Origin of the sequence: Richelia intracellularis HH01 (assembly GCF_000350105.1) — a bacterium.
In the GTDB taxonomy this organism is placed as follows: Bacteria; Cyanobacteriota; Cyanobacteriia; order Cyanobacteriales; family Nostocaceae; genus Richelia; species Richelia intracellularis.
This window is the reverse complement of the sequence record NZ_CAIY01000087.1, coordinates 17013-41102: the sequence shown is the minus strand read 5'-3', so window position 1 is coordinate 41102 and position 24090 is coordinate 17013. Positions and strand designations below refer to the sequence as shown.

Here is a 24090-nt window from a genome sequence, read left to right as displayed (position 1 = left end):
AACATATACTATCTAATTCAGTAATTTTGATAAAGCTTATTTCTGAATTATCTAAACTTTAAGATAGTTTGAATACTACAGACAAGATATTTACAAACAATGTACAATTAGTAATACTTATTTTAAGTTGAGCAAATTGGAAATATAATGACTGCAAAAATTGAAATATATACTTGGAGTAATTGCCCATTCTGTATTCGTGCCAAGCAATTGCTACGGAAAAAGAAAGTTAAATTTACTGAGTATGGGATTGATGGAGATGAAATGGTAAGGGCAATAATGGCAGAAAGAGCTAATGGCAGACGTTCCGTACCACAAATTTTTATCAATGATGTTCATATTGGTGGTTGTGATGATATTCATAACCTAGAAGATCAAGGACAACTAGATAAGTTATTATTTGCTCATAGTGGTGTCTAACTTTAAGCTTTTTTGTGAAAAGTTCAAAGGTATTTATAAATAACTAGGTGCTTAAATTTTTATTATTGAACCTCTTTCTTTTGCAAAGCCCATTTTGGGTTGTCATAAAACATTTAATTATCTAAGTGAATATAAACATCAAATATTTGATTAAGATAGATTGACTTAAGAGAATCATGGAGTTTAGCTTCAGCTGAAGATATTGTCAAAAACTAACCTATATTTAATCAAATACTTGTGTTTATTATTTTCATATTGTTTCAATCCAATATATTCAGGCTCTTGATGATAAATGAGAATATTACTTTCCTATTTTTAGACTCCAATAGTGGCTAAATACATCTAAAATGCGATATGTACCATTAATTACAGCACCTAACCTATTTATGTTTTAGCTTTCTATATCAATGGGAGGATACATCTCATGAGTAATAACTTTCCTAAGTCCAACTAGAAATTATAAATCTATTTTTGTGCCATATACCACATAGTTGATAATCTAAAAGTACTATTTACTTATTAAAAACATATTCTAGAATTTATTATAATCAATTGCGCATATTATTTCAGCCTTTTAAGCATAACTAATATTCAATAGAAATTATTAATATGTAAAATATGAGGCAATTATTTAATATGGAACGGAATATCAAAATACTTATCTGGTAGATAATATAATTAGGCTTTAAGTATTCTACCAAAAGTAGAATGGCTGTAATATCGTACAAGTATTATTTACAATAAACGTAGATAATTTCTGATAAAGCATCAGAGATTCCTCTACTTGATTTGATTATTCTTATATCATTATTCTAGTTAATTTTTATCAAATATTTAACTAATTTGCAGGTGGTATTTTGTCTATCCGAATTACTATTCTCTTATTCCTCAATAACTATTTTAGTTATTTCAACAACCCCTAGTTGGAATTAATTTATATTAAAAAATAAGGAGATTATCACAACCAATCGAATTCCTTGGATTTAGAAAAGTATATTTTCGAGTTGGTTGTATGTTGTGTTATTTTCCAAGTATTTATTGCGAATACCTTAAGTATAATTACTATAACCCTACAGTAAGGCTGAAACAGAAAATTTGCATTAATGTCTACTTTTGCCAAGGTAGAATTCTCTTACTTGGGGATTATTTAACAAATCGATTCCAGACCCGGAAATTGCATCTCTACCTGATATCAAGAGATAAGCCTGGTGAGACATTTCTAATGCTTTATGGGCATTTTGCTCCACTAAAATAATAGCTGTACCATTTTGATTAATGTGTTTGATTTGTTCAAACACCTGAGTTACAAGAATTGGAGATAATGCTGCTGATGGCTCATCTAGAATTAGTAGGGTAGGTTCTAACATTAAGGCCCTACCCATTGCTAACATTTGTCTCTCCCCACCGGATAGAGTTCCTGCACGCTGATCACGGCGGTCACTTAATTTGGGAAACATACCGAATACACGCCGTTTTAGGAAAACTATAGATGTTTTATGAGTAAAAGCTCCCATTTCTAAATTTTCTTCAACACTTAAAGAAGGAAAAACGTTGGACATTTGAGGTACATAAGACATTCCCTTCTTCACAATTTGATTAGACTTAAGTTTGGTTATATCTTCGCCTTGAAAGAATATGTTGCCTGTGTGTGGCATAAGCAAACCAAAAATGGTCTTTGCCAAAGTCGATTTTCCTGCACCATTAGGACCAATTACTGAAACTATTTTTCCCGGTTCAATGTAGAAATTGATTCCCCGGAGAATATCCACATCTTTCATGTATCCAGCTTTGACATTTTTAACTTCTAATAAATATTCAGTAGCCATATAATTTTGTATTTTAGATCTTATGTTGAAATATGAAGGTACACTTTAAGGGGTATTAAAGGCAAGAAGGCAGATTCATTAGTTTGCTATTATAGGGATTATAGCAAGATACAAAAATCCTATGATGTTTTGGACAATAAATTAATAGTTCTGAGCTGATTGCTAGCATTTTTAAGTTGTCCAAAATTATGCTACATTACCAGGTTTCTTTAAGAATTACAAAGTCTTTAGCCTATTAAAAGTTCAAGACTAATTAAATAAAAGTCCAATAACGAAAAATTAACTACATTATTGGATAAAAAGTTTCTCATGAAGACGATTATTAGAAAATATGTCTTGAACCCTTATGACTTTAATGTGAAGATTTTTACCATTGACGATTGTCTTAGATACTTTATATCTGTTTTTAATCCCTAAGAGTATGGCATATTTCAAACTAAAATATCCTTACAACAATTATCTACGTGCTGTCTGCTATGAAAAAACCTTCAAACCAGACTTATGACTTTACTCTTCCTAACATAAATCTCAAAGATTACGCTTATGATTCATAAATATTTCAACCAGCTTTGAGAAATAATATTGAATCTTAGCTATAATGCGAAAATTAGGAGAGAGTTTTGGGAGTAAACAACTTCTCAAAATACTCAAGAAATTTCAATAACATGCCCTAACAATTATCTATGTGAATGATAGTCTTAGTAAAGAAAATTTTATAATATTGTAATGATCAGTTTTTGTCTTTGCATTATCTAAATAGTTTTGGGTCTGCAATAAATTAGTGGTTTTGCACTACTCAAAAAATATTTTTGTTATCGCATAATTTGTAGTTAGCTTATTGAGTGATATCTTCAGACCAGTAGTTACTTAGGAATTGATAACTGATTTCCCAAGGTACCAGGGACTGTGTTCTATTTTTACCCTCACCACCTTGTGAGGAAGCAGTTAGTAAAAATACTTGTATAACTTGCTAGTAATAACTATTTTCAGTTGAGAGTATAAACTTAAATAATACTTTCAGATAGTAATCTTCTAGCAGGTCAGTGAATATCTTTTTAATTAGATATTTTATTTTTAAATCCAAATATGAATATTTTACTGTACTATCCCTACTAATCAAATTCACATCAATGTAAACTTTATAACTCCCTAGATAGTCATAATTAAAACATATCTAATAACATAAATGCCAGATATACTAAGATTAATTATTGATCTTGACGTTGCAAATATAGATGATATCCTGTACGGGACAGAGGTAAAGTGGCAGGGTAATTTTTTATTTGCTTTAATTCTTTCGGGGAGGCATTGTCTAAAATTTGATATTAACCTAGTCACTAGGGCTTAAGGCTCAGTCTCTACACCTTAGTCTGAAATCAGCGGATTTTTAGTGTATCCCTGTCCTGATTAATGTGTCTACTTTCGAGTATCATCTAACACACCCCAATAAATAAAGGCTGCATTAGCATTTCTACGTTATTACTATGTAATTCATTTAGTAATTCTAGGTAGCACTCAATGGTGAATCAAACATATCTAGGCAGAAATTAACATTAGATCATGATTTTAAAGCCACTATGATCTATGGAATTATTCTCTCAAATTAGCATATTTTATCGTGACGAATATGAGGATACTTAAATTATTACCATTTGTTTTTCTGGATGTTAACACTGGGGGGGGTTCATGATAGGTAGGTTACTAGATTATCGCTACAAGTTAATTAAAGTCTTAGGGACTGGAGGATTTGGCGAAACCTATATTGCACAAGATACCAAGCGTCCGGGAAATCCTATCTGTGTAGTTAAACATCTCAAACCTTCTCAATCCAATACAAAAATGTTTACTACAGCCAAACGGCTTTTTAATATTGAGGCAGAAACCCTTGAGAAATTGGGTAATTACGATCAAGTGCCTAGACTATTAGCTTATTTTGTTGAAAATCAAGAATTTTACTTAGTACAGGAATTTATTGAAGGACATTCCCTTTCTGAAGAATTAATTCCAGGAAATTGTTGGAGTGAAACTCAAGTCATTTACCTATTGCACGAAATATTAGTAATTCTTGAAGTTGTCCATAATCATGATGTAATTCACCGGGATATAAAACCAGATAATATAATTCGCCAGGATAGTGATGGTAAATTAGTTTTAGTAGATTTTGGGGCTGTAAAACAGCTGCACAATTCTCATCTGTCTTCTAGAGCCAATCCCACAGGAACAGTGGCAATCGGCACACTTGGTTACATGCCAACAGAACAGGGACAGGGTAAACCCCGCCCCAATAGTGATCTTTATGCTTTGGGAATTATTGCAATTCAAGCCCTCACAGGTATTTCCCCTATTAATTTACAAGAAGATCCCAATACAGGGGAAATAGTTTGGCAGCATTTGGTATCAATAAATATGGAGTTTTCAAAATTTCTAACAAAAATGGTATACTACCATTTCAAAAATCGATATCAAAGTGCTAGCGAAGCCTTAGAAGGATTAAAGCCCTTATGTACATTTTCAGGCTCAGTGAAACCTCCAGATTTGTCTAAATTTCCGGTAGTTGTAACGCGCCCGCTTGATTCTCAACAAAAAACCATAGCCTTAGCACCAGCAAATTCCCGACAGGGTGAAAAAGCTCTTACAGGGGTTACCCCTACAACGACTCATGTTTTTTATAACTTTGATTTGTTGCAATCCTCGATTTTGATTGTTTTAACTTGTACTTCAGCAGTTATGGCTCCTACGGTAATGCATAATGTTCAGGATGTGACAGCAAATTTCATACGCGGAGAACAGATAGACAAAACTTGTTTTGCCAAGATTATAGGTAATTCTAATATTCGTTCTGAACCAAACACTATCAACTCTAGCAATATAATAAGGACTGTTACAGATGATACTAATTTAGAGCTTACTGGCAAATATACCAAAAGTAGATGGGTGCAAGTCAAACTAAACTCTGGTAAATTAGGTTGGGTAAATTTAGGTACGATTAAAAACCGGAAAAATTGGGTTTATTGCCTACAGAAGAAAGGAATTGAGATTAAAATTATAGACGATAATACTGTAATTAATCATGTCCCTGGAAAGACAATTGATCATGCACAATTTGGAAAAAATAAGACTTCAACTAGATCATCCTCTATTTCAATTTTATCTCCCACTGGTGAAAAAGCAAACAAGATTTTAGAGAGAGCCAAAAAACAATATAAATCAGGAGATTTTGTGGGAGCTATTGCCCTATTAAAATCAATTTCTAATAATGCTTCTGAGTTCCAGGAAGCAGCAGAAATTATACTTGAATGGCAACAAAATTGGCAAAAAGCTGAATCCCTATTCAATGATATTAATAAGGCATTAGACAATAGACAATGGGAAATACTTGGGGATTATCAGAGAAATTTGGAGAAATTACCTGATATAAAATATTGGCGAAATAAAATAAAGCCCTTATTAAAAAAGGCTGCTGACAAGATGGCAAGAGAAGAAAACCCAACTCCAAGCAAACTCGGCAAAAAACAAAATTCAATCAATAAGCTTTTTGAAATTCCCTTACCAAAATCCAAAACTACTCAAGATAACAAAAAAGACTCAATAGGTGGGAATACAGTTAAATAGATTGTTTTTTTTATAAAATACAGTATATCAAAAACACTCAAAGTGGAGATTCTTATGAGAGTTAAAATTAACTAAATCCAAGGCGAAAATAAGTCTATAGCTATTTATTAAACATCTATTATAAAATTAATTACATAGATTATAAAACTAAACCTGCTCTCATCTATAATCATTTGTATTTTTCAAGACCCTTCCACTCAGCTTAAATACCTGATAGTTGCATTTACCAACCTAAACTAAAGCTATTAGTACTAAGGATTAAAAAAATCATTGACTTTGAAATCATAAAAAATGTAAAAGTCATAACCTAAATCTTAGATTCTTCAAAGTATGACTGTAGGAATTTAATTCTAAAATTGGAAGAGTCATAAGGAGGATTATGCACATTATAGTTAACCATCACCATAATAGCTTGGTGTAAAAATAAAATTACATAAGATTCTTGATAAGAATGAGTCTTTAGTAGTCGGAAGAAAACCAGAGAAATATTTATAATTCCTCTAATAAGCAATAACTGCTAGTATTTTTTTACTTCTGACTAAACTTAATATTTATTTAGTGGAATTATTAACATTTTATATTAACTCAAATTTAAATTTTTACTACTTTCTTACTAGTAAGACTACACACTTTTAGTCTTTAATTAAGTAGTATTATTATACATTAATTATGTTCTGATAATCTTTTTTGACAATAGTAAATATCTAATCTAATTCAAGCTAAACATAATGAGATATATTTTTTGATATGTCTTCAGAATTTTGTGTATTTTGTAATTAATTTTTCCTATTTCTTTAATTTTTAAAAGTATTAACTTGCTACTTTGATTTCTTGCTTCTAAGAACTATCAAGTATTTTTTTCAAAGTTTTTACTTTGAAATTTAATGATTATCTACATCCGTTTTTACTACTTCAATGTAGAAAATTAAACGTTCACCTGAAACTTAAATACTCATCCATAAGGCTGATAAATATTTTAAGATTTTTAGAAAAAAGTGTAGTTCAAAATTTTATTTGTCAAGCTGATAAATTGTTACCTAATCTCTTGTTGATTTATGATGTGAAGTTTAATGATGAAATTAGCCTTTGTAGCTTTAAATATGCATTAGGCTTCACAAGTACTAACGCTCCTTATTAATTATGTAAAATCAGTCAAAAATTTATAACTATGCTTCAAAAATGCAACTAGCTATAATGTTTTTTTATGTTAACCTGGCCAACAATTTATTATTTTTTATATTTCTATTCATTTTAATATTATTTCTCTTTTAATAAGCCTACAGGAGATATGAAGTGAATATAAATATACTTTTTATATTCCACTAATTTTAATTAAGGTTTTTATCTATGCTGTTTACTTTTATATTGTGGCTTAGACTAGTTGACTATGCAATTTCCCCATTCTATAGGAACTGGATTATATAATCTTGATACATACAATTTATTTGTTTAAACTTAATATTAGTTGTTATATGATTTTATTTTCTTACTCTTAATCTCCATTTTGATATCTTTCCATATGATCTTTCTTCTTATTTATTGCTCTTATTAATTCATATTATATTTGCTAATGGTGTATTTCTAATCAAATCTATTTGATCTTGAAAATCATCTATTCACTTGCATCTTCTAATTAATATTTTATTGCCGATTAATAAGTATTAATATCTAATTATTGATAATACTTTTAACTTTATTTTCAAGATAGTCAACTATTTTACTATTTTTAATATCTAAATCATTCAGGTAAAATTTTTATATATCTGTAATAACCCACGAAACATAGCATATTTAATTAACTGTAGCTTCAGGATCAATAGTTTATATATTGCTAGTAAACAGAATATTTGTATAAGAAAATTTAGTATTAATACGGTAAAATACATGGTAATTTGTAAATTTTATAACTCTACTACTTATTTTTTATATACTTAGTACTTTTGAGAAAGGCTCGTTATGAAGGTTTAGACAACAAAAATTATATGTTAACTAGTATATGTAAGCTTGAGTATGCGGTAATTTCATTTATACATGTGGGTTAATATCTATAAGTGCTAAATTAAACTCGGAGGAATCAAAAACCATAAAGTTAGAAAATCGTATGATGTCTTCTGTATTTGCCGACGAAAAATTACTGTTTGCCCCTGCAATTCCCAAAAATGATGCTATTCCTACAATTTTTGCTTTTCCCAATAAATATACTGTGGGCATAACAAGCCTGGGTTATCAAGTCATATGGGCTAGTTTAGCAACACGTACTGATGTACAAGTCAGTCGCTTATTTACTGATATTAGAGAGCCCCTGCCCAGAGAACCAGAGTTGATTGGTTTATCTCTTTCTTGGGAACTTGATTATATAAATATTTTAAACTTACTTGAATCCTTAAATATTCCCATTCGATCAAATATACGTAATAATGAACACCCCCTTATTTTTGGTGGTGGACCTGTTTTAACTGCTAACCCTGAACCTTTCGCTGATTTCTTTGATGTTATTTTATTAGGTGATGGGGAGCACTTATTAAACAACTTTATTGATGCTTATAAGGAAGTAAGAAATAGTAATCGTAACATTAAGCTCACTACATTAGCTCAAGTTCCAGGTGTTTATATCCCCAGTTTATACCATGTGGAATACCATAAATTAGATGGCATGATCGCCTCTATTAAGCCTATATCTCCAGGCATACCATCAGTAGTCCAAAAACAGACATATCAGGGTAATATCCTTTCAGCCTCTACTGTAGTTACTCGAAGAGCCATTTGGGATAATATTTATATGGTAGAGATGGTAAGAAGTTGTCCAGAAATGTGCCGTTTTTGCTTAGCAAGCTACCTTACTCTACCATTTAGAACAGCAAGTTTAGATGATTCTCTGATTCCATCCATTGAAAAGGGTTTAAAAGTTACCAACCGCCTGGGATTATTAGGTGCTTCGGTGACTCAACATCCAGAATTTGGGGAATTACTAAATTATATCAACCATCCTCAGTATGATCATGTGCGTTTAAGTATTGCTTCCGTAAGAACGAATACTGTTACCCATAAATTAGCTTATACTTTAGCTCAAAGAGGCACACAATCACTTACCATTGCTATAGAGAGCGCTTCTGAAAGAGTACGGCAAATTATCAATAAAAAGCTAAATAATGAGGAGATAATTCAAGCTGCGGTCAATGCTAAGCAAGGGGGTTTATTAGCTTTAAAACTCTATGGTATGGTAGGAATACCAGGGGAAGAATCAGAAGATTTAGATGCTATGGTAGCTATGATTAAAGAGATTAGAAATGCTGCTCCTGGATTGCGTTTAACTCTGGGTTGCAGTACTTTTGTTCCTAAGTCTCATACACCATTTCAGTGGTTTGGGTTAAACAAAAAAGCTGAAAAGAAACTACAATATTTGCGTAATAAGCTCAGGACTCAAGGTATAGATTTCAACCCAGAAAGTTACAATTGGTCTGTTATTCAAACTTTATTATCAAGGGGTGATCGCAGATTATTAAAACTATTGGAGCTAACTCGTGATTTTGGAAATTCTCTGGGTAGTTACAAACGTGCTTTCAAAGAGTTAAAAGGACAAATTCCAACTTTAGATTTTTATGTTCACCAGGACTGGAAAACAGATATGATTTTACCATGGAATCATTTGAAAGGACCCCTTACTAAATCTACACTACTAAAGCATTTAGCAAATTCTAAACTCTGAATAAAAAAGTTAATTTTATAAATCAAAAGCGAGGATAACTTAAAAGATATGAAGGCTTGTTTTTATATTCTAAGCCTATTATTGATAAAGCGTAAGTGTTACTTAGCTGTAATGGAATAACACAACATAATAGCTCCATCATTTTATTATTCTCCAGTTTTAAATGAACTATTAGTGTTTGTGTAGAGCTTTTTTAAAAATCCAGTTATTTTATGACTTGCAACCACCCTTTGCAAATAGCAACATTGGGTTGCTATGAAAAAAATATTAAATGCGGAATCAATAACTATATTTAAAGTATATCAACTATAGTACTTACTTACTAACCTGGCTGACTAAATATAGTAAATTTAATTTATTTGTGAAAATGACAAAATTTTATTAATAGACAACAATTAGTTTTCTGTACTTAGTTTAGAGACTAATTAATCCAAACATAGGTAGAAACTATGTTTCCTTATTTTCCATGAAGTCACAAAAGAAAAGTACAAGATTTTACCCTTTAAATTCCACCTAAGATTTCCTGCAGATATAGAGAAATAGGAAACAAAATTGTATCTGCTAAATATTAATCCCGTTTAATGAATAGCTTGGGTGTCTGTCACCTGCTATGTCATTATCAAGACGGAGTGTTCTATAAGGTTTATATTTTTTTGATTCATATTAACTCAATACTAAACCAAGCTCTTCAAAAGAGTCAATGTATAATCAACTTCTATTAATATCCTAAGACGATGATTGTATATATTTTTATACCTATCTAAAATGGCCTCCAAACAAAGTTAGTTTAAACTAATTTAGTCAATATGATAATTTATGCTAATTAAGATTTCAATGAATATTGAATTTATTTAGAGTTGATTATTTATAAGCTTTAAAGCTTTCCAGTTAAGATTCCGAATTACTCTCGCAATTATGTGTATTTTTTTGTTTAAATTACTATTAAAGTCTCAGATTATAAATAGTATATATATGGCAAATAATATGATTATATTTGTACGATCAAAGTATAATTAAATAGTTATTATTGGTATAAAGTTTATAGAATCTATATATTTACGATATTATCCAACAGCTAAAGTTTTAAGAATAGAGTAGTACTGAATCAAAATTTAGGTGTTAATTATAATAGGAATATTAAATCAGTGGCAAAAACGACTTATCATTGTTGGAATTTTAGAATTAGTGCTGTAAGTCCTAGTTATATATAGATAGTCTGGAAGTTAGTCATGAAAGTAAATAGACTAACTTATCAATGAAGTTTAGAAGTACTAGAAATATTAGCTGCCACTTCAGTTTATTGGCAGCTAATATTTCTAGCTGAGAAACTTTGATACAATAAAGATTTCATCTTTAGATTAATTATTAAAGTCATTCTGGAGCTCTGAGAGGCTAATAGTTTTATTTTGCTAATAAAACCCTTTCTATCAATTAGTCTATAGCTATCAACTATTGCCCCGTAAATCAAATACTTTTATTTTCCTAAATAGAGTTAAAAGTATTATGCTAAAATAGCGAATAGCACCCTGTAGATGTATCTTAATTTATATTTCCATAATAATAACTTTCATAACTTTAATCTTAATTTTAGGAATTTTTCAATTATCAAATATTTCTTGGTATTTACTAATAATTACCATTATCTTTAGAAAGATTTATATCCACTTAAAATAAGTATTAAAAAAATACTCTGTCAAAAAGCATATTTTTTATATTAAAGATAGATTAAAATGTATAAATCTATCAGCAAAGTAATTATCCTATAATTTACTTGTAATTTACACCCGGTTAAAATTATAGACTTATATGTCTTCTCAGTAATTATTTCTTGGGTACTAATTTACCTTCATATATATTTCTTCTGTTGTTAGGATGTATAAACAATTTTATTCTAGGCTAATTTAGCCAATTATTTTTAATAGATAATTTGAATCATACTCACCAGGATATTATTATGAGATTGCATAGTCCAGTAACCAGTATAGAAAGAACTTTGAAGTGTCCAAAAGAAAATTGCAAGTAAGCAAAACACTTTGAATGAGCACACAAAGTAGGTAAAAATCTAAATGATTGTATTTTTCTCAGTAATATGGCACTAAATGTAATCAGAATTATTCTATTCTAAAGTAGGAAATGCTGATATCTCTAACTTAGAGATATCAGCATTTCCTACTTTTTACACCCATACAACGGTGCTAGTTTTAGGTATACTTGGTGAAAGTTTACCCTAGGGATTTACTTATGAAACAATTTGTAAATTATCTACTTGACTGGCAAAAAAATGTTTTCCAAAGGCTAACAATATTACTAACAATAATCATATCCGGTATTTTATTTACAATTCCAGCCGTAGCAACCGGATTATATGAAATGCCAAGTCTGCAAACAATTAATCATAATTGGATTATTGATGAAGCTGAAGTAATTAGCCGTGCTACTGAAAATACTATTAATAGGACCTTAGAAGAATTGACAGATCAAACTGATAATCAGGTAAGGATCGTCATCATTCGCCGCTTGGACTATGGTGAAACATCTAGTAGTTTTGCCATAGCCCTGTTCAAAAAGTGGTTTCCCATACCACAAGAACAAGTAAATAAAGTCTTACTGGTGTTAGATACGCTAACGAATGATGCTGCAATTATCACTGGTGATAAAATTAAACCTTTAATATCGGATGATATTGCTAATAGCATAGTATCAGAAACATTAATGCTCCCTTTAAGGAACGGTAATAAATATAATCAGTCTCTACTTAATACAAGTAACCGCATGTTTGCAGTGTTATCAGGACAGCCAGATCCTGGCCCTCCAGCAATAGTTGATAATAGACAACTGGAGCCTAATTTTCCCAAAGCTGAGGATATTGATCAGGGCAATGCAATTGCCTGGGTTGTAGGTTTGCTAATAGCTGCTACTATCATCCCCATGGCAACTTATTATATCTACCAAATAAATCAGACATCTTCTGACGGGCAGGACAATTTGTCATAGACAAGGAATTCTAATAAAGCAAACTAAACTGTGTAAACAGTGATTGTAATGCAATTATTCAAAAGTTATTTATTATTTGCTAAGAAACTGGTGACTTCATTTATCAAACCTTATCACCTTTTACCAACAACTTCAAACATGTAAATCACCTGTTAGGGAGTGATGAATGGAAAATCATCACTCTTATTTTTAATCTTGCACATATTCTCTACCTGCAACTAAAGCTGCTTCTGCTCTTGTAAATTCACGACCTAAATAAGCAGCATGACTTAACATTGTTAAAGGCTGAGGATATGCTTTCTCGAATAATTCTACACAAATCTCTTTAGCTGTTCTACCGCTGAAAAAATTTGTATGGGTTCTATTCAGTTTTCCACGAGCAGGAATTACTCTTCCGGTTTCTGGATCAACAGCTAAACCACTTTCATTAATAATGTTAGTAAAATGCTTAGCACAAATCAGATTGGCAGCACGATCAAGATAAATAATAAAATAGCCAGCTGGATCAAGGTCAATGTGACGCTGAGATAAGCTATTATCTATCTTTACTAAATTTTCAATTGTTAAGTCCATAATTTATGATGAAAATATTATGCGAACCATTGCTTGAAAAAACCATACAATTATAAGGTTGTTAGTTATATTTATGTTTATATAAGAGATATCATATAATAGTTAGGGATTGTGTGTATCATGTTTGGTACTTGAGTATATTTTAATAGTAGACCAGTATGTCTAATAATAGACCTGTATAATGGTAAAATCAAAAACTGGATCACTATCAAGCTCGGGCAGTCTTCGAGTAAGCCATCATAAAATTCATGACAAACTTAGTTGTGGTGTATTTATTTTAGGTTTTAAATACAAAATACTTTTACAAACCAAATTCCTTGAATAAGACTGATAACACCACATTGGAAAATAAGAAACCTTCAGGATCACTTAATTTTATCCTTCCCTCAACTATATACACCCATCCTTTTTCAATGAAAGGGTTCAAAGTCTTTTGTATTTTCTCCGTATTTTCTCCCCCAAATTTTTCTGCTAGCATTTCTATACCTACACCATCTGCTAATCGTAAACCCAACATTAAAGTATCTAGTAACATCTCACCTGATGATGTTACATCACAGTTCATTATGCATCCATCTTTTACCCACTGATAGTACTGCTGGGTCTTGCGTGGGCGGGTAAATCGTTTACCTTCTAAAAAACTGGCTGCACCCATACCAAAACCATAGTAAGGAAGGTTTTCCCAGTAAACTCTATTATGTCGACATTGGTGTCCTGGTTGGGAGTAATTAGAAATCTCATAGTGTTCATAACCTGCATCAGTCAAAATTTGCCGTGCTAGACAATACATTTTCACTGTAGTTCCATCTTCAGGTAAAGGTTGTTTGCCCGATTGAAAATAATGATCAAACGCAGTTCCAGATTCTATAGTCAAATCATATATAGATATATGGGTTGGTGAAATTTCTACAGCATGTTCTAAAGAATTTTGCCATATTGCTAAGGTTTGATGGGGTAAACCAGAAATTAAATCCATGCTGAATTCAGGAACTTTTACTTGACGAATCATTTTAATTGCCATGAAAATGTCTTCTAGGGTGTGCGAACGCCCACAAAATTGCAGTAATTCTTCTTGAAATGCTTGCACTCCCAAACTAATCCGATTAATACCTGCATGGCAAAAACCTGAGATATCTATAAAGTTAAAAGTTCCTGGATCTATTTCCATAGAAATTTCAGCGTCTTTACAAATACCGAATTGTTGATCTAAAACTGCCAACACTTGATGTATTTGATCTACAGATAATAAAGAGGGAGTACCACCACCAAAAAAACAGTTCTCAAACCACTACCATAAATGTTTGTATTTTTAATTTCTTCAGCTAAATTTGCTATATATTTTTGTATTCCCGTTGATATTTCACCCCGCAAGCGGTCACCAATTACAAATATGGGAAAATCACAATAGTAACAACGTCTGCGACAAAATGGAATATGTATATAAGCAGCACTTACCATATTTAAATTACTCAATCTTATTCAATCTTGTTATAAACGTTATATTGCTATTTAGTTATAATAATTGCAGATTTTATCAAGCCTAACTTGCCTTATGAACATAAGTTTTATTGATTATATTGACTTTTAAATAAAAATTATGGAACTAGACACAAAAACACGGTTGTAGGAACACAACAATATCATGCTTGATGCCATTATAGTTTTTTCATTCATCCTAGCAGTTGCTTTAGCAGGTTTCTACATTACAGATCTACTTCCAAATGGGAGTTTAGATGGAGTAACAAATTTAGAAGCATTGCGCCTAGTGTTCGCAGCTTTTGCTGCTATTATTGGGGGTGCAGTGGGACTAAGATTTCAAACAGGTTATCGCCGTTTGGAAACTCAGGTTCGGGAAATGCCTCCAGAAGCTATTTTCACTCGCGCTATTGGTTTAGTTTTGGGTTTACTAATTGCCAACTTGATGTTGGCTCCAATATTTTTACTGCCAATTCCCCCTGATTTCAGCTTTATAAAGCCACTTGTAGCTGTTGTAGGAAGTATTGTACTTGCATATACGGGTATGAACTTGGCAGACACTCACGGCCGGCTATTACTGCGACTAATTAACCCTAATACTATGGAGACTATGGTTGTAGAAGGAACTCTAAAACCTGCTAATACCAAGGTTCTAGATACAAGTTGCATAATCGATGGTCGCATTAAGGCTTTGTTAGATACTGGTTTTCTAGAGGGGCAAATTATTTTACCGCAATTTATTCTACAAGAGCTACAACAGGTTGCAGATGCAAGCAAAGACCAAAAAAGAGTTCGGGGTAGACGAGGACTGGAAATCCTCAAACATATTCAACAAGACTACCCTGATCGCATTTTAATAAACTCTATTGACTATGAAGACATACTAAAAGTAGATGCCAAGTTGGTAAAATTTGCCCAAGAAATCAGCGGAATAATACTTACCAATGATTATAATCTATCCCAGGTGGCAGGAGTACAAAAAGTTCCTGTCTTAAATATTAATGATTTAGTAAATGCTGTTCGTCCTAACTATTTGCCAGGAGACAACATTGACTTGAAAATTCTTAAGGAAGGGAAAGAACCAAGTCAAGGTATAGGTTATTTAAATGATGGAACAATGGTAGTAGTAGAAGAGGGTAGTAATTATGTGGGTGGCGAACTACGTGTGGTAGTTACTAGTGCTTTGCAAACTTCTGCTGGCAGAATGATATTTGCCAAGCCTCAGGCTTCTGCATGGGCATAGTTAAGGGTAATGACTGGCAATTGCCAGTTAGCAACTGGCCAATAGAATGCTATAGAACAAGTTGGCTTGGTTTATCTGTGTCTATCGCTGGCAATCATTAACATTGCAATATGTAAGTGGAAAGATGACTAAATTAGAAGTTCAGGTATTCAATTACAGAAAGTACTGTAATTGAATATAAATATCAGTGTTGGGACCAACAACAATAATTGCAGAGTCCCCAAACTTGGGCGGGCCTGTGATGATTCTAGGATTACGTGAGAATCCAATGCCTTCTTTGGGGATGCCAAGGATATTACTATTAAGAGTGCCATCTCCATTAGTATCATGAATGACAGCAACAGCATAGCTACCCGGCTTCAATTGATCAAATTTAGCTTTAACAGTTTTATTTACAGCTTTGACACACCCTGATTTAGTTGCATTTCTCTTGTCAGTTGGAAATCCCTTGCTACTGGAAAAAATACTAAAACAGACCTGTCCTCTAAGATTCTTGATACCATTAATGTTAATACTGAGATTACTATTATTGTAAGCTTGTGTACCAGATGAAAATGCCAAATTCCCCAAAGCAGTAATCGCTAGAATAGCAACTTGAAGTCTTTGCATGATTGACTTCTCCAATATAGAGTATAAATAGAATAGAAAAGCTGAAAAGACTATTTTCAAAGATGAGATTTTCTCATCTATTTATTTTAGATGTACATTAGTTAAAGTGCTTATCTTCATTGAAAGGTATCAATTTAACCCCTAATAAAAGCATTGGGGACTATCAAGCATTATCATGCTAACCTGGAAATGTAAGAGGTTACACTGACAATCACAATAACATCTCCTAACTGCGAATGTCTTCCTGGGCTATATTCTAACCAAACTTCAAATCTGGCTACTAAACCTCCTAAAAATAATCGGAACAAAAGCTTTTTCTTCTCCAACGCTGTTAGTCTAACTAATTAATTATGTCTTCCATATTGGAGATTATCATCTAATTGTGACATGATGTAATCATAAGCTTAGATTTACTATTAATAGTCCTTTTCCTTCTTGAATTTTTATCTTTTACTTATACATAGCTATAAAATTAGGACTTTTAACCTTTTATATTCTTAACCTAAAATACCCCTAACATTCCAACAATTTGAATGAAAATATTAACCCTAGCTAAATTCAAGGATAAAATACAGTGACTCGTGCAATCATAGTACGCCATGGTCAAAGTAATTATAATGTGGAAAAACGCATTCAAGGGCGTACAGATTTTTCTCGATTGACTTATAAGGGTCGCAATGATGCAAGTCATGTGGGCAAGTTTCTTTGCCAAATTGTGTTTGATTCAATCTATTGTAGTCCACTTAATCGTGCAAGGCAAACAGCTGAAATAATACACCAGCAGTTATTGCTCAATCCAGGACAATCTGCAACTCCCCAATCAAATAATAAATTGTTAGAAATAGATTTACCCCTGTGGGAAAGAATGCTATCAATCGACGTCAAGAATTTATTCCCAGATGATTATCGCACCTGGAAGGAAGAACCCCACAAATTCAGGATGCTTATTCCCCAGAGCAAGGGTTTCAAAGAACATTTCCCAGTTTTATCCTTATATAGGCAGGCCAGGGAGTTTTGGCAAGAGATTTTACCTCGTTACGGAGGGCAAACTATTTTAATTATTGGGCATAATGGTATTAATCGATCCCTTGTTAGCACAGCGTTAAATCTTTCTCCTAGTCTTTATCATTCCATTCAACAGTCTAACTGTGGTATCAGCGTGTTAAATTTTGTTGGTGGCTGGGGCGAACCAGTGCAGTTAGAATCTCTGAATCAAACCCAGCATATGGGGGTTAATTTGCCTTCTCCCAGAGCATACTATAAAGGTTTAAGATTATTATTAGTGCGTCATGGGGAAACTGATTGGAATCTTCAAAGAAGGTATCAAGGGCATATCGATGTAACTTTGAATAAAACTGGAAAACAGCAGTCGCAAAAATTAGCTCAATTAATTCAAGATGTGAAGTTGGATCTAATTATTAGTAGTTCTATGTCCCGTGCAAAGGAAACCGCAAATATCATCTCACAGTATCATCCCCATATTAATTTACATATGAATAATGGTTTGAGGGAAATCACCCATGGATTTTGGGATGGTAAATTAGAAAGAGAAATTGCCCAGGAATTCCCGAAGTATTTACAACATTTGCATACTCATCCAAGTCAATTACAAATACCTTCAGGGGAAACGCTACAAACATTATGGAAACGCACCATAATAATTTTTAATGCAATTATTGAAGAATCCTTAAATAAACATTTGCAAACTATTCTAGTTGTTGCCCATGGTGTTATCAATCAGGTATTATTTTGCCATATACTGGGCTTGACACCAGGGGAACTCTGGAATTTCCGTCAAAGTAATGGTTCTCTAAGTGTGATTGATTTTCCCGTTACTGAGGATAGCATGCCAGTTTTACAGACTATAAATATCACCTCTCATCTGCATGATAGTGCTGTGGATGATAAAACAGTACCTGGGGCCATGTAAAGAAAAGGAAATTAGAGGTTAATTAGCTCAAAAAAAAGGGATATTCGATCTTCTATCTGACATCAAAATACAAAATCTAAAATTCAAAATTGAATGACTGGTGAACTACTACAACAAGTAAGGGTAATCGACCCGATATCTGCCACTGATTACTTTGCAGATGTTTTAATTTATGACAATTATATTCAATCAGTTACTCATAATATTAATCCTATACCTAATGGTATTAAGATTTGTAATGCTCGGGGATTAATTTTGGGTACGGGGTTAATTGATTTATGTAGCCATTCTGGAGAGCCAGGATTTGAAAATAGGGAAACTCTATTATCTCTCCATGATGCTGCAATTGCTGGGGGTTTTACCAGAGTGGCTGTTCTTCCTGATACTTCTCCGGTAGTAGACAATCCGGGTATAGTCGTACAATTAAAAAGAATCTGGGAAAAGATAGGTGTCTGCTCTCCCCAACTTCATATCTGGGGTGCAATTTCTCGGGGAATTGGGGGTGAAGAAATGACAGAATTATTTGATTTATTAAATGCAGGAGTTGTTGGTTTTACAGATAATCAGCCATGGAAAAATTTAACTATGGTTAGGCGTTTATTGGAATATCTACATCCCTTTAACAAGCCTGTAGCTTTTTGGTGCTGTGATCGCCAACTTGCAGGTGATGGGGTCATACGTGACGGTTATGATGCCATTCGTCTTGGTATACCAGGTAGCCCCCCCTATTCAGAGACTGTAGCAATAACCAGTCTGATCGAGTTAGTTGCAGCTATCAAAACTCCTGTGCATATTATGTATGTTTCTACTGAACGTAGTGTACAGATAATATCTAGTGCTAAAGAGCATGGTTTACCTATTACTGCTAGTACTACATGGATGCACTTATTACTAGATACAACAACATTGGAGAGTTATAATCCCAGTTTGAATTTAGGGCCACCTTTAGGTAGTTCTAGAGATATGATGGCATTAAGGAAAGGTGTAAGAACAGGTATTATTGACGCGATAGCAGTCAATCATACCCCCTATACATATGAAGAAAAGGCATTACCATTCGCGGAAGCACCCCCAGGAGCAATTGGTTTAGAGTTAGCTTTACCCCTACTATGGGAAAATTTGGTCGCAACAGGGGAATTTACAGCACTAGAGTTATGGCAGGCTTTAAGTAGCAATCCAGCATATTGTTTACAACAAAACCCCAGTGTTATCGCTCCACAGAAAAAAGCAGAGATGGTTTTATTTGATCCCCAAAGTACTTGGAAGGTTGAAGCTGGAAACTTGCATACACTTTCATGCAATACACCATGGTGGAATCAGGAGATAACTGGTAAAGTTTTGCGAACTTGGTGTTAATACCAAGAACTTTGGATTTCAAACTAGCTTGAATTACTAGTCTTGTTATCTAATGTTTAAACGTACCTAATACTATCAGTATTTAGTCAGTTAATTAGAATTATAGTTAAGATTTTATAGAATACACTTTATTATATCTCTTAATCAAATCAACGTTCTATAGTCTGCTATTCAGTTATTCAGTAGGTATTGAGAATTATTAAAAACTACATATTATATTATGGCAGGTTTTGAAAATATGATAGTCAAATTTTAGTCTAGTAAAAACATCATGCTATTTGCACTTAGGTTGCTCATTCGATAGTTTTAATTATTATATTTTTATATAAATGTGCTAGCTTTTTTGACCTTAATTACATGTATAAGCATCTGAATCAGATTTTTTAAGTTTTTTTAAATGTAATTACTACTCATATAACTTGAATTTTATAACCCTTTCTAAGGTTACTATACTTAAAAATGATACCCCCTTTTATTGTATGCTAATACTAGCATTTACTTGTAATATGCTTTTATTTCTATTGAGAAAATATAGATTATTGCTCTTGCCAAATTTTGAGGGATTATGTTCAATACTATGCAAGTTCTGGTTGTATATTTTTTTATAAAAAAATATACAATAAATTTATTGTTAATCTAGATTAAACAGCGATGCTCTGTTATGAGCATTATATTAATCTAATGAATAATTTTACCCTATATATTTTTCAACCATGTCATTACAATTTACTTGGTATTTATCTTAGAGTTTAGTTATAAGCGCAAATTTTTCTTTTAGTCTAAGTATCACTGATTAATAATTTATTTGTATTTAGAAACAGGTATACTCAAGAGAATTTTATATATAAATATTTATATATAAAATTACGAAAATAGAAAAAAATGACGTTGTAAAAGCTATTGAAGTATTTAACCAGGTTTTAAGTCTCAATATATATTAGAGTGGTGTATGTTAAAAAAAACAGTTAAGCAAATTTATGCTACAGGAGTAATTAATTAATAATTTTCTGAAATTATTTATATTTTATTAAACTATTAATTTAATCGATTATTGGACAAACTCAAATTAATATCTCCCAAATGAATTGGGAAGGAATTATAGTAATTATTCAAAACTTAAGACTTAAAAATTAAAAAAAATGTTGTTCTTGTTAGAACATGTACCTTAAACTTAGCACATGTAAATATTCTAATGCAGAGTTAAATTAATCATTAAGAGAAAAATTCTCAGGGTGCTATTATTTTCTGTGATTGGTTTAAAGACTTTTTTAGATTAGTATATCTTAAGAAATTTCTGCAGATAATAGATATAACTAAAATATACAATAACTTATATTAACAGATGGAAGACTTCTTAGAAGAATTGAAAGTAACTTTAAAATCTTTAACTACTATAATCAAAAGAACTACAAAATACACAAATGAACTTTAATTTCATAACGCTTGGATAATTATAGTGTTGTGTATGAGTCAGAAGCAAAAACCAAAAATAAAGCTATCAAGAATAGTAGTCTTTAACTATGCCCTAGTTAAAACTAGATACTTATATATTCACGCTTATGTATAGTTAATCATAAATAGCCTCTAATTATTATTAAAAGACTACCGATATTTTCTATAAATTATTCAGATTAGGATAATTGTTAAATTATTTATAGCCAGTAAGGAAAAATAATCAACCGATTATACAAAAAAATAAAAGTTACCACTGATATCAAAGCTTATATTTATTACAATATGAGCATATCTAAGAACAGTATAAATTCTAATTAAAAAATATAACTATCAGGAAATACTAGAGCTATTGAATATGGAAAAAACGTTTCATAATTAAAAAGTTAGCAGAAAAATATAGAGATAAAATATAGTGAGTATATTTTGATTATCCTGTAATTATAACTATAGTTTGTAAGAGGTTATTAACCATATAGGCTTTTATGAAATGGTTAATCCTTATTAGTTAAAATAAACTCTCGTATTTCTCCTTGTTTACCAAGAATTTTTTCTTTTTCCCCATTAATAGAAAGCAAAATTGCACCCGCATTTCCTGAGCGTACAAATATACGTTTTTCTGCTTTCCATATCTTTTGAGCACCTCTATCAATAATCCCCTCAAAAACTTTTTTATTATCGACTATTACTCTTAACCATGATTTTCCTTGAAGTTTTATAGTTATTTGTAATTGATTAGGATTAAATAATGGCTTTAAAATAACCACGGTTTTATATATGGGTATAGGAACATTATTTTCTAAGATATTTTTATTTAGGTTATGTGTATTATGATTTACTTGATGATTACTATAATTAGTATAGCTAATTTTTGCAGTCTTTTTACTTAAATCAAGTATATAAAATAATACTAGACTTGCAAAAGAAACTAACACAACATATGGTAAAAAAATAGGTATGTATATGTCTATTTTTTTTTCACATGTGGACTTTCCTGTTTTAGTTTTGATGGTTCAGAAATCTTAATAAATTGTTCTGCTAAGGAATTACCATTTAGTCCTAAAGTATCTCCATAACGAATAATAAATCCCCGGACAAAAATCAGTTCTGGTAATTCCTCAAATCTTCCCTCTTCCAGAGCCTGCAACAAAGCCGGCCTAATAAGAGTTTTCATAGCTATTTCTTCTATGGTTAAAGATTTTTCCTGTCTGGTTTTTACTAAACTATTTACTATTTCCTTCAACTGCTCTTTCTTAACATCACTCAATAATTTCATGATTCACTCCTGCAAATAAATAATGTTCAGTATAGATAAAATTAGTTTCTTGGATTGACTGAAACACTATATTAATATATATGTCTTATTTAAGACGTGTTGTATTAACAACTAAAAGAACATACTAGTAGTATTTAATTTTCTTGAGTCTAATTGTAAACAACCCATCAATTTACAAGAGTATCCCTAAGTATATCTATACTTGTTAGTACATGGTGTTTTATTACAAACATTGAATACGCAATTACTATATGACATTAATATACAACTAAGGAGGAAAGGACACTGGAATTGCCAATACAAAACCCCTTTAATATATTGATTGAACTAAGTTTAGTCACAGCAATTATTTATATTTCTATGTGTATATTTCTCTTTTTTTATCAAACCAGGTTTCTTTTTTTCCCATCTCCCCATATTGAAACTACCCCTAACTCTTTTTACATCAATTATGAAGAGGTTTGGCTACCTATTAAAGTGGGTAAGAGTAAATTTGAATATGTACATGGGTGGTGGATACCTACCAGACGACCTAAATCAAAGGTCCTGTTATACCTGCATGGTAATGCACTAAATATGGGTGCAAGTATAAACCGTGCTACCCGTTTTCATCAGTTGGGTTTTTCAGTATTGCTCATAGATTATAGGGGGTATGGTCAAAGCCAGGGTTCTTTTCCTAATGAAACAAAAATTTATGAAGACGCTGCTGCTGCTTGGAACTATCTGGTACAGCAAAAAAGTATTCCACCCAACCAAATAGTAATTTATGGTCATTCCTTAGGGGGAGGAGTAGCAATTGATTTAGCCAGCAAACACCATAATGCTGCTGGGTTAATTGTGGAGTCTTCTTTCACTTCCATTAGAGACGTCATAACCTATAGGAGTGACTTCAGCATGTTTCCTATCAATTTGATTTTGACACAAAGATTTGCATCAATTACCAAAATATCCAGGTTGCAAATGCCGACTTTATTCATTCATGGTACCGCAGATGTAACCATCCCTTATTTCATGAGTCAAAAGTTATATAATGCTGTTACCAAACCCAAGGAACTACTTCTTATTTCTGGGGCTGGGCATAATGATGTTGCTGATGTTGCACCCTTCCAATACACAAAAGCAGTAAACTCATTTTCAGCAAAAGTATTCAAATAGAATTTTTCTCTCTGACCCAGGAAAATATAAAGTTAATAGGGAAGAATAGAAGCTATTTATAGATAACCCTCAATAGAAACAGAGGTATAATTTATTCAATACTGGTTTTTTGCCAATTCAATTATGATTTGTAAATAAGTCTTTGCTGAGTTGAAAGTTATTGTTTGATATTTAATTGGACGAGGTTGGATAGTGTTTGCATATATGGTGGATATCACAACTCTAGAAATAGTTAAAATTTAAAAATCTAACACTGACAGCTTCTATTATTCACTAATTATCTGGTCTGGCTTTATTTTGACATATGGAAATTTTGTAATAATCATGTTTAAATGGCAAAAATGACCAGCGATGTGTCTACCATATTAAGGGTACTAACTATTACTAAACATATTGATACACTATCAAATATAAATGCTACAAATTAAATATAAATGCCGAAAATTTAGAAGCCCCTAAATT

At 31.8% G+C, this 24090-nt stretch carries 14 protein-coding genes and 1 pseudogene; 8 read left to right on the top strand and 7 right to left on the bottom strand.

All coding sequences use genetic code 11. From position 1 onward, the window contains the following. The first annotated feature begins 147 nt into the window (after positions 1-147). On the top strand, positions 148-420 hold the full coding sequence (grxC, locus tag RINTHH_RS09695; RefSeq protein ID WP_008235938.1) for a glutaredoxin 3: 273 nt from the start codon (positions 148-150) through the stop codon (positions 418-420). A gap of 1100 nt (positions 421-1520) precedes the next feature. On the opposite strand, the gene RINTHH_RS09690 is transcribed toward grxC, so the two are convergent. Then, positions 1521-2246, bottom strand: coding sequence for an ABC transporter ATP-binding protein (locus RINTHH_RS09690; RefSeq protein ID WP_044305005.1), 726 nt, complete (start codon positions 2244-2246; stop codon positions 1521-1523). 1686 nt (positions 2247-3932) lie between these two features. On the opposite strand from RINTHH_RS09690, the gene RINTHH_RS09685 reads away from it, so the two are divergent. From RINTHH_RS09685 to psb32, 3 genes are all read left to right on the top strand, one after another. Continuing rightward, the gene (locus RINTHH_RS09685; protein ID WP_008235935.1) at positions 3933-5858 is read left to right on the top strand and encodes a serine/threonine protein kinase; all 1926 of its coding nucleotides are present in this window, start codon (positions 3933-3935) and stop codon (positions 5856-5858) included. Between the two features lie 2101 nt (positions 5859-7959). Further along, a complete protein-coding gene (locus RINTHH_RS09680) occupies positions 7960-9564 on the top strand; it encodes a B12-binding domain-containing radical SAM protein (protein ID WP_044305004.1) in 1605 nt (534 codons plus the stop codon). Between the two features lie 2241 nt (positions 9565-11805). After that, positions 11806-12558 carry a photosystem II repair protein Psb32 gene (gene psb32, locus RINTHH_RS09675; RefSeq protein WP_044305003.1) on the top strand — a complete coding sequence of 251 codons (753 nt, stop codon included), beginning with the start codon at positions 11806-11808 and terminating at the stop codon, positions 12556-12558. 189 nt (positions 12559-12747) lie between these two features. Here the strand turns inward: psb32 and RINTHH_RS09670 are convergent, their stop codons facing one another. Both RINTHH_RS09670 and hemW read right to left on the bottom strand, forming a co-directional pair. Then, positions 12748-13131: a DUF4346 domain-containing protein gene (locus RINTHH_RS09670; RefSeq protein WP_008235932.1), complete on the bottom strand. Its 384-nt coding sequence runs from the start codon at positions 13129-13131 to the stop codon at positions 12748-12750. A 301-nt stretch (positions 13132-13432) separates the two neighbouring features. After that, positions 13433-14589 (bottom strand): annotated as a pseudogene (gene hemW / locus RINTHH_RS09665) (radical SAM family heme chaperone HemW). Between the two features lie 184 nt (positions 14590-14773). Here hemW and RINTHH_RS09660 point away from each other — a divergent pair. Beyond that, positions 14774-15850 carry a PIN/TRAM domain-containing protein gene (locus tag RINTHH_RS09660; RefSeq protein WP_008235919.1) on the top strand — a complete coding sequence of 359 codons (1077 nt, stop codon included), beginning with the start codon at positions 14774-14776 and terminating at the stop codon, positions 15848-15850. Positions 15851-16003: 153 nt separating this feature from the next. On the opposite strand, the gene RINTHH_RS09655 is transcribed toward RINTHH_RS09660, so the two are convergent. After that, on the bottom strand, positions 16004-16459 hold the full coding sequence (locus RINTHH_RS09655) for a DUF2141 domain-containing protein (RefSeq protein ID WP_008235917.1): 456 nt from the start codon (positions 16457-16459) through the stop codon (positions 16004-16006). A 173-nt stretch (positions 16460-16632) separates the two neighbouring features. Next, a complete protein-coding gene (locus tag RINTHH_RS11405) occupies positions 16633-16767 on the bottom strand; it encodes a hypothetical protein (protein ID WP_008235916.1) in 135 nt (44 codons plus the stop codon). A gap of 266 nt (positions 16768-17033) precedes the next feature. On the opposite strand from RINTHH_RS11405, the gene RINTHH_RS09650 reads away from it, so the two are divergent. Further along, the gene (locus RINTHH_RS09650; protein WP_008235915.1) at positions 17034-18389 is read left to right on the top strand and encodes a histidine phosphatase family protein; all 1356 of its coding nucleotides are present in this window, start codon (positions 17034-17036) and stop codon (positions 18387-18389) included. Positions 18390-18482: 93 nt separating this feature from the next. Further along, positions 18483-19745 carry a dihydroorotase gene (locus RINTHH_RS09645; protein ID WP_008235914.1) on the top strand — a complete coding sequence of 421 codons (1263 nt, stop codon included), beginning with the start codon at positions 18483-18485 and terminating at the stop codon, positions 19743-19745. Positions 19746-21691: 1946 nt separating this feature from the next. Here RINTHH_RS09645 and RINTHH_RS10250 read toward each other — a convergent pair. Beyond that, the gene (locus RINTHH_RS10250) at positions 21692-22132 is read right to left on the bottom strand and encodes a DUF4115 domain-containing protein (protein ID WP_052312045.1); all 441 of its coding nucleotides are present in this window, start codon (positions 22130-22132) and stop codon (positions 21692-21694) included. A 32-nt stretch (positions 22133-22164) separates the two neighbouring features. After that, on the bottom strand, positions 22165-22473 hold the full coding sequence (locus RINTHH_RS10245; RefSeq protein ID WP_008235911.1) for a helix-turn-helix domain-containing protein: 309 nt from the start codon (positions 22471-22473) through the stop codon (positions 22165-22167). A 291-nt stretch (positions 22474-22764) separates the two neighbouring features. Here RINTHH_RS10245 and RINTHH_RS09635 point away from each other — a divergent pair, with 291 nt between their 5' ends. Next, positions 22765-23628: an alpha/beta hydrolase gene (locus RINTHH_RS09635; protein WP_008235909.1), complete on the top strand. Its 864-nt coding sequence runs from the start codon at positions 22765-22767 to the stop codon at positions 23626-23628. The last annotated feature ends 462 nt before the right edge of the window (positions 23629-24090 follow it).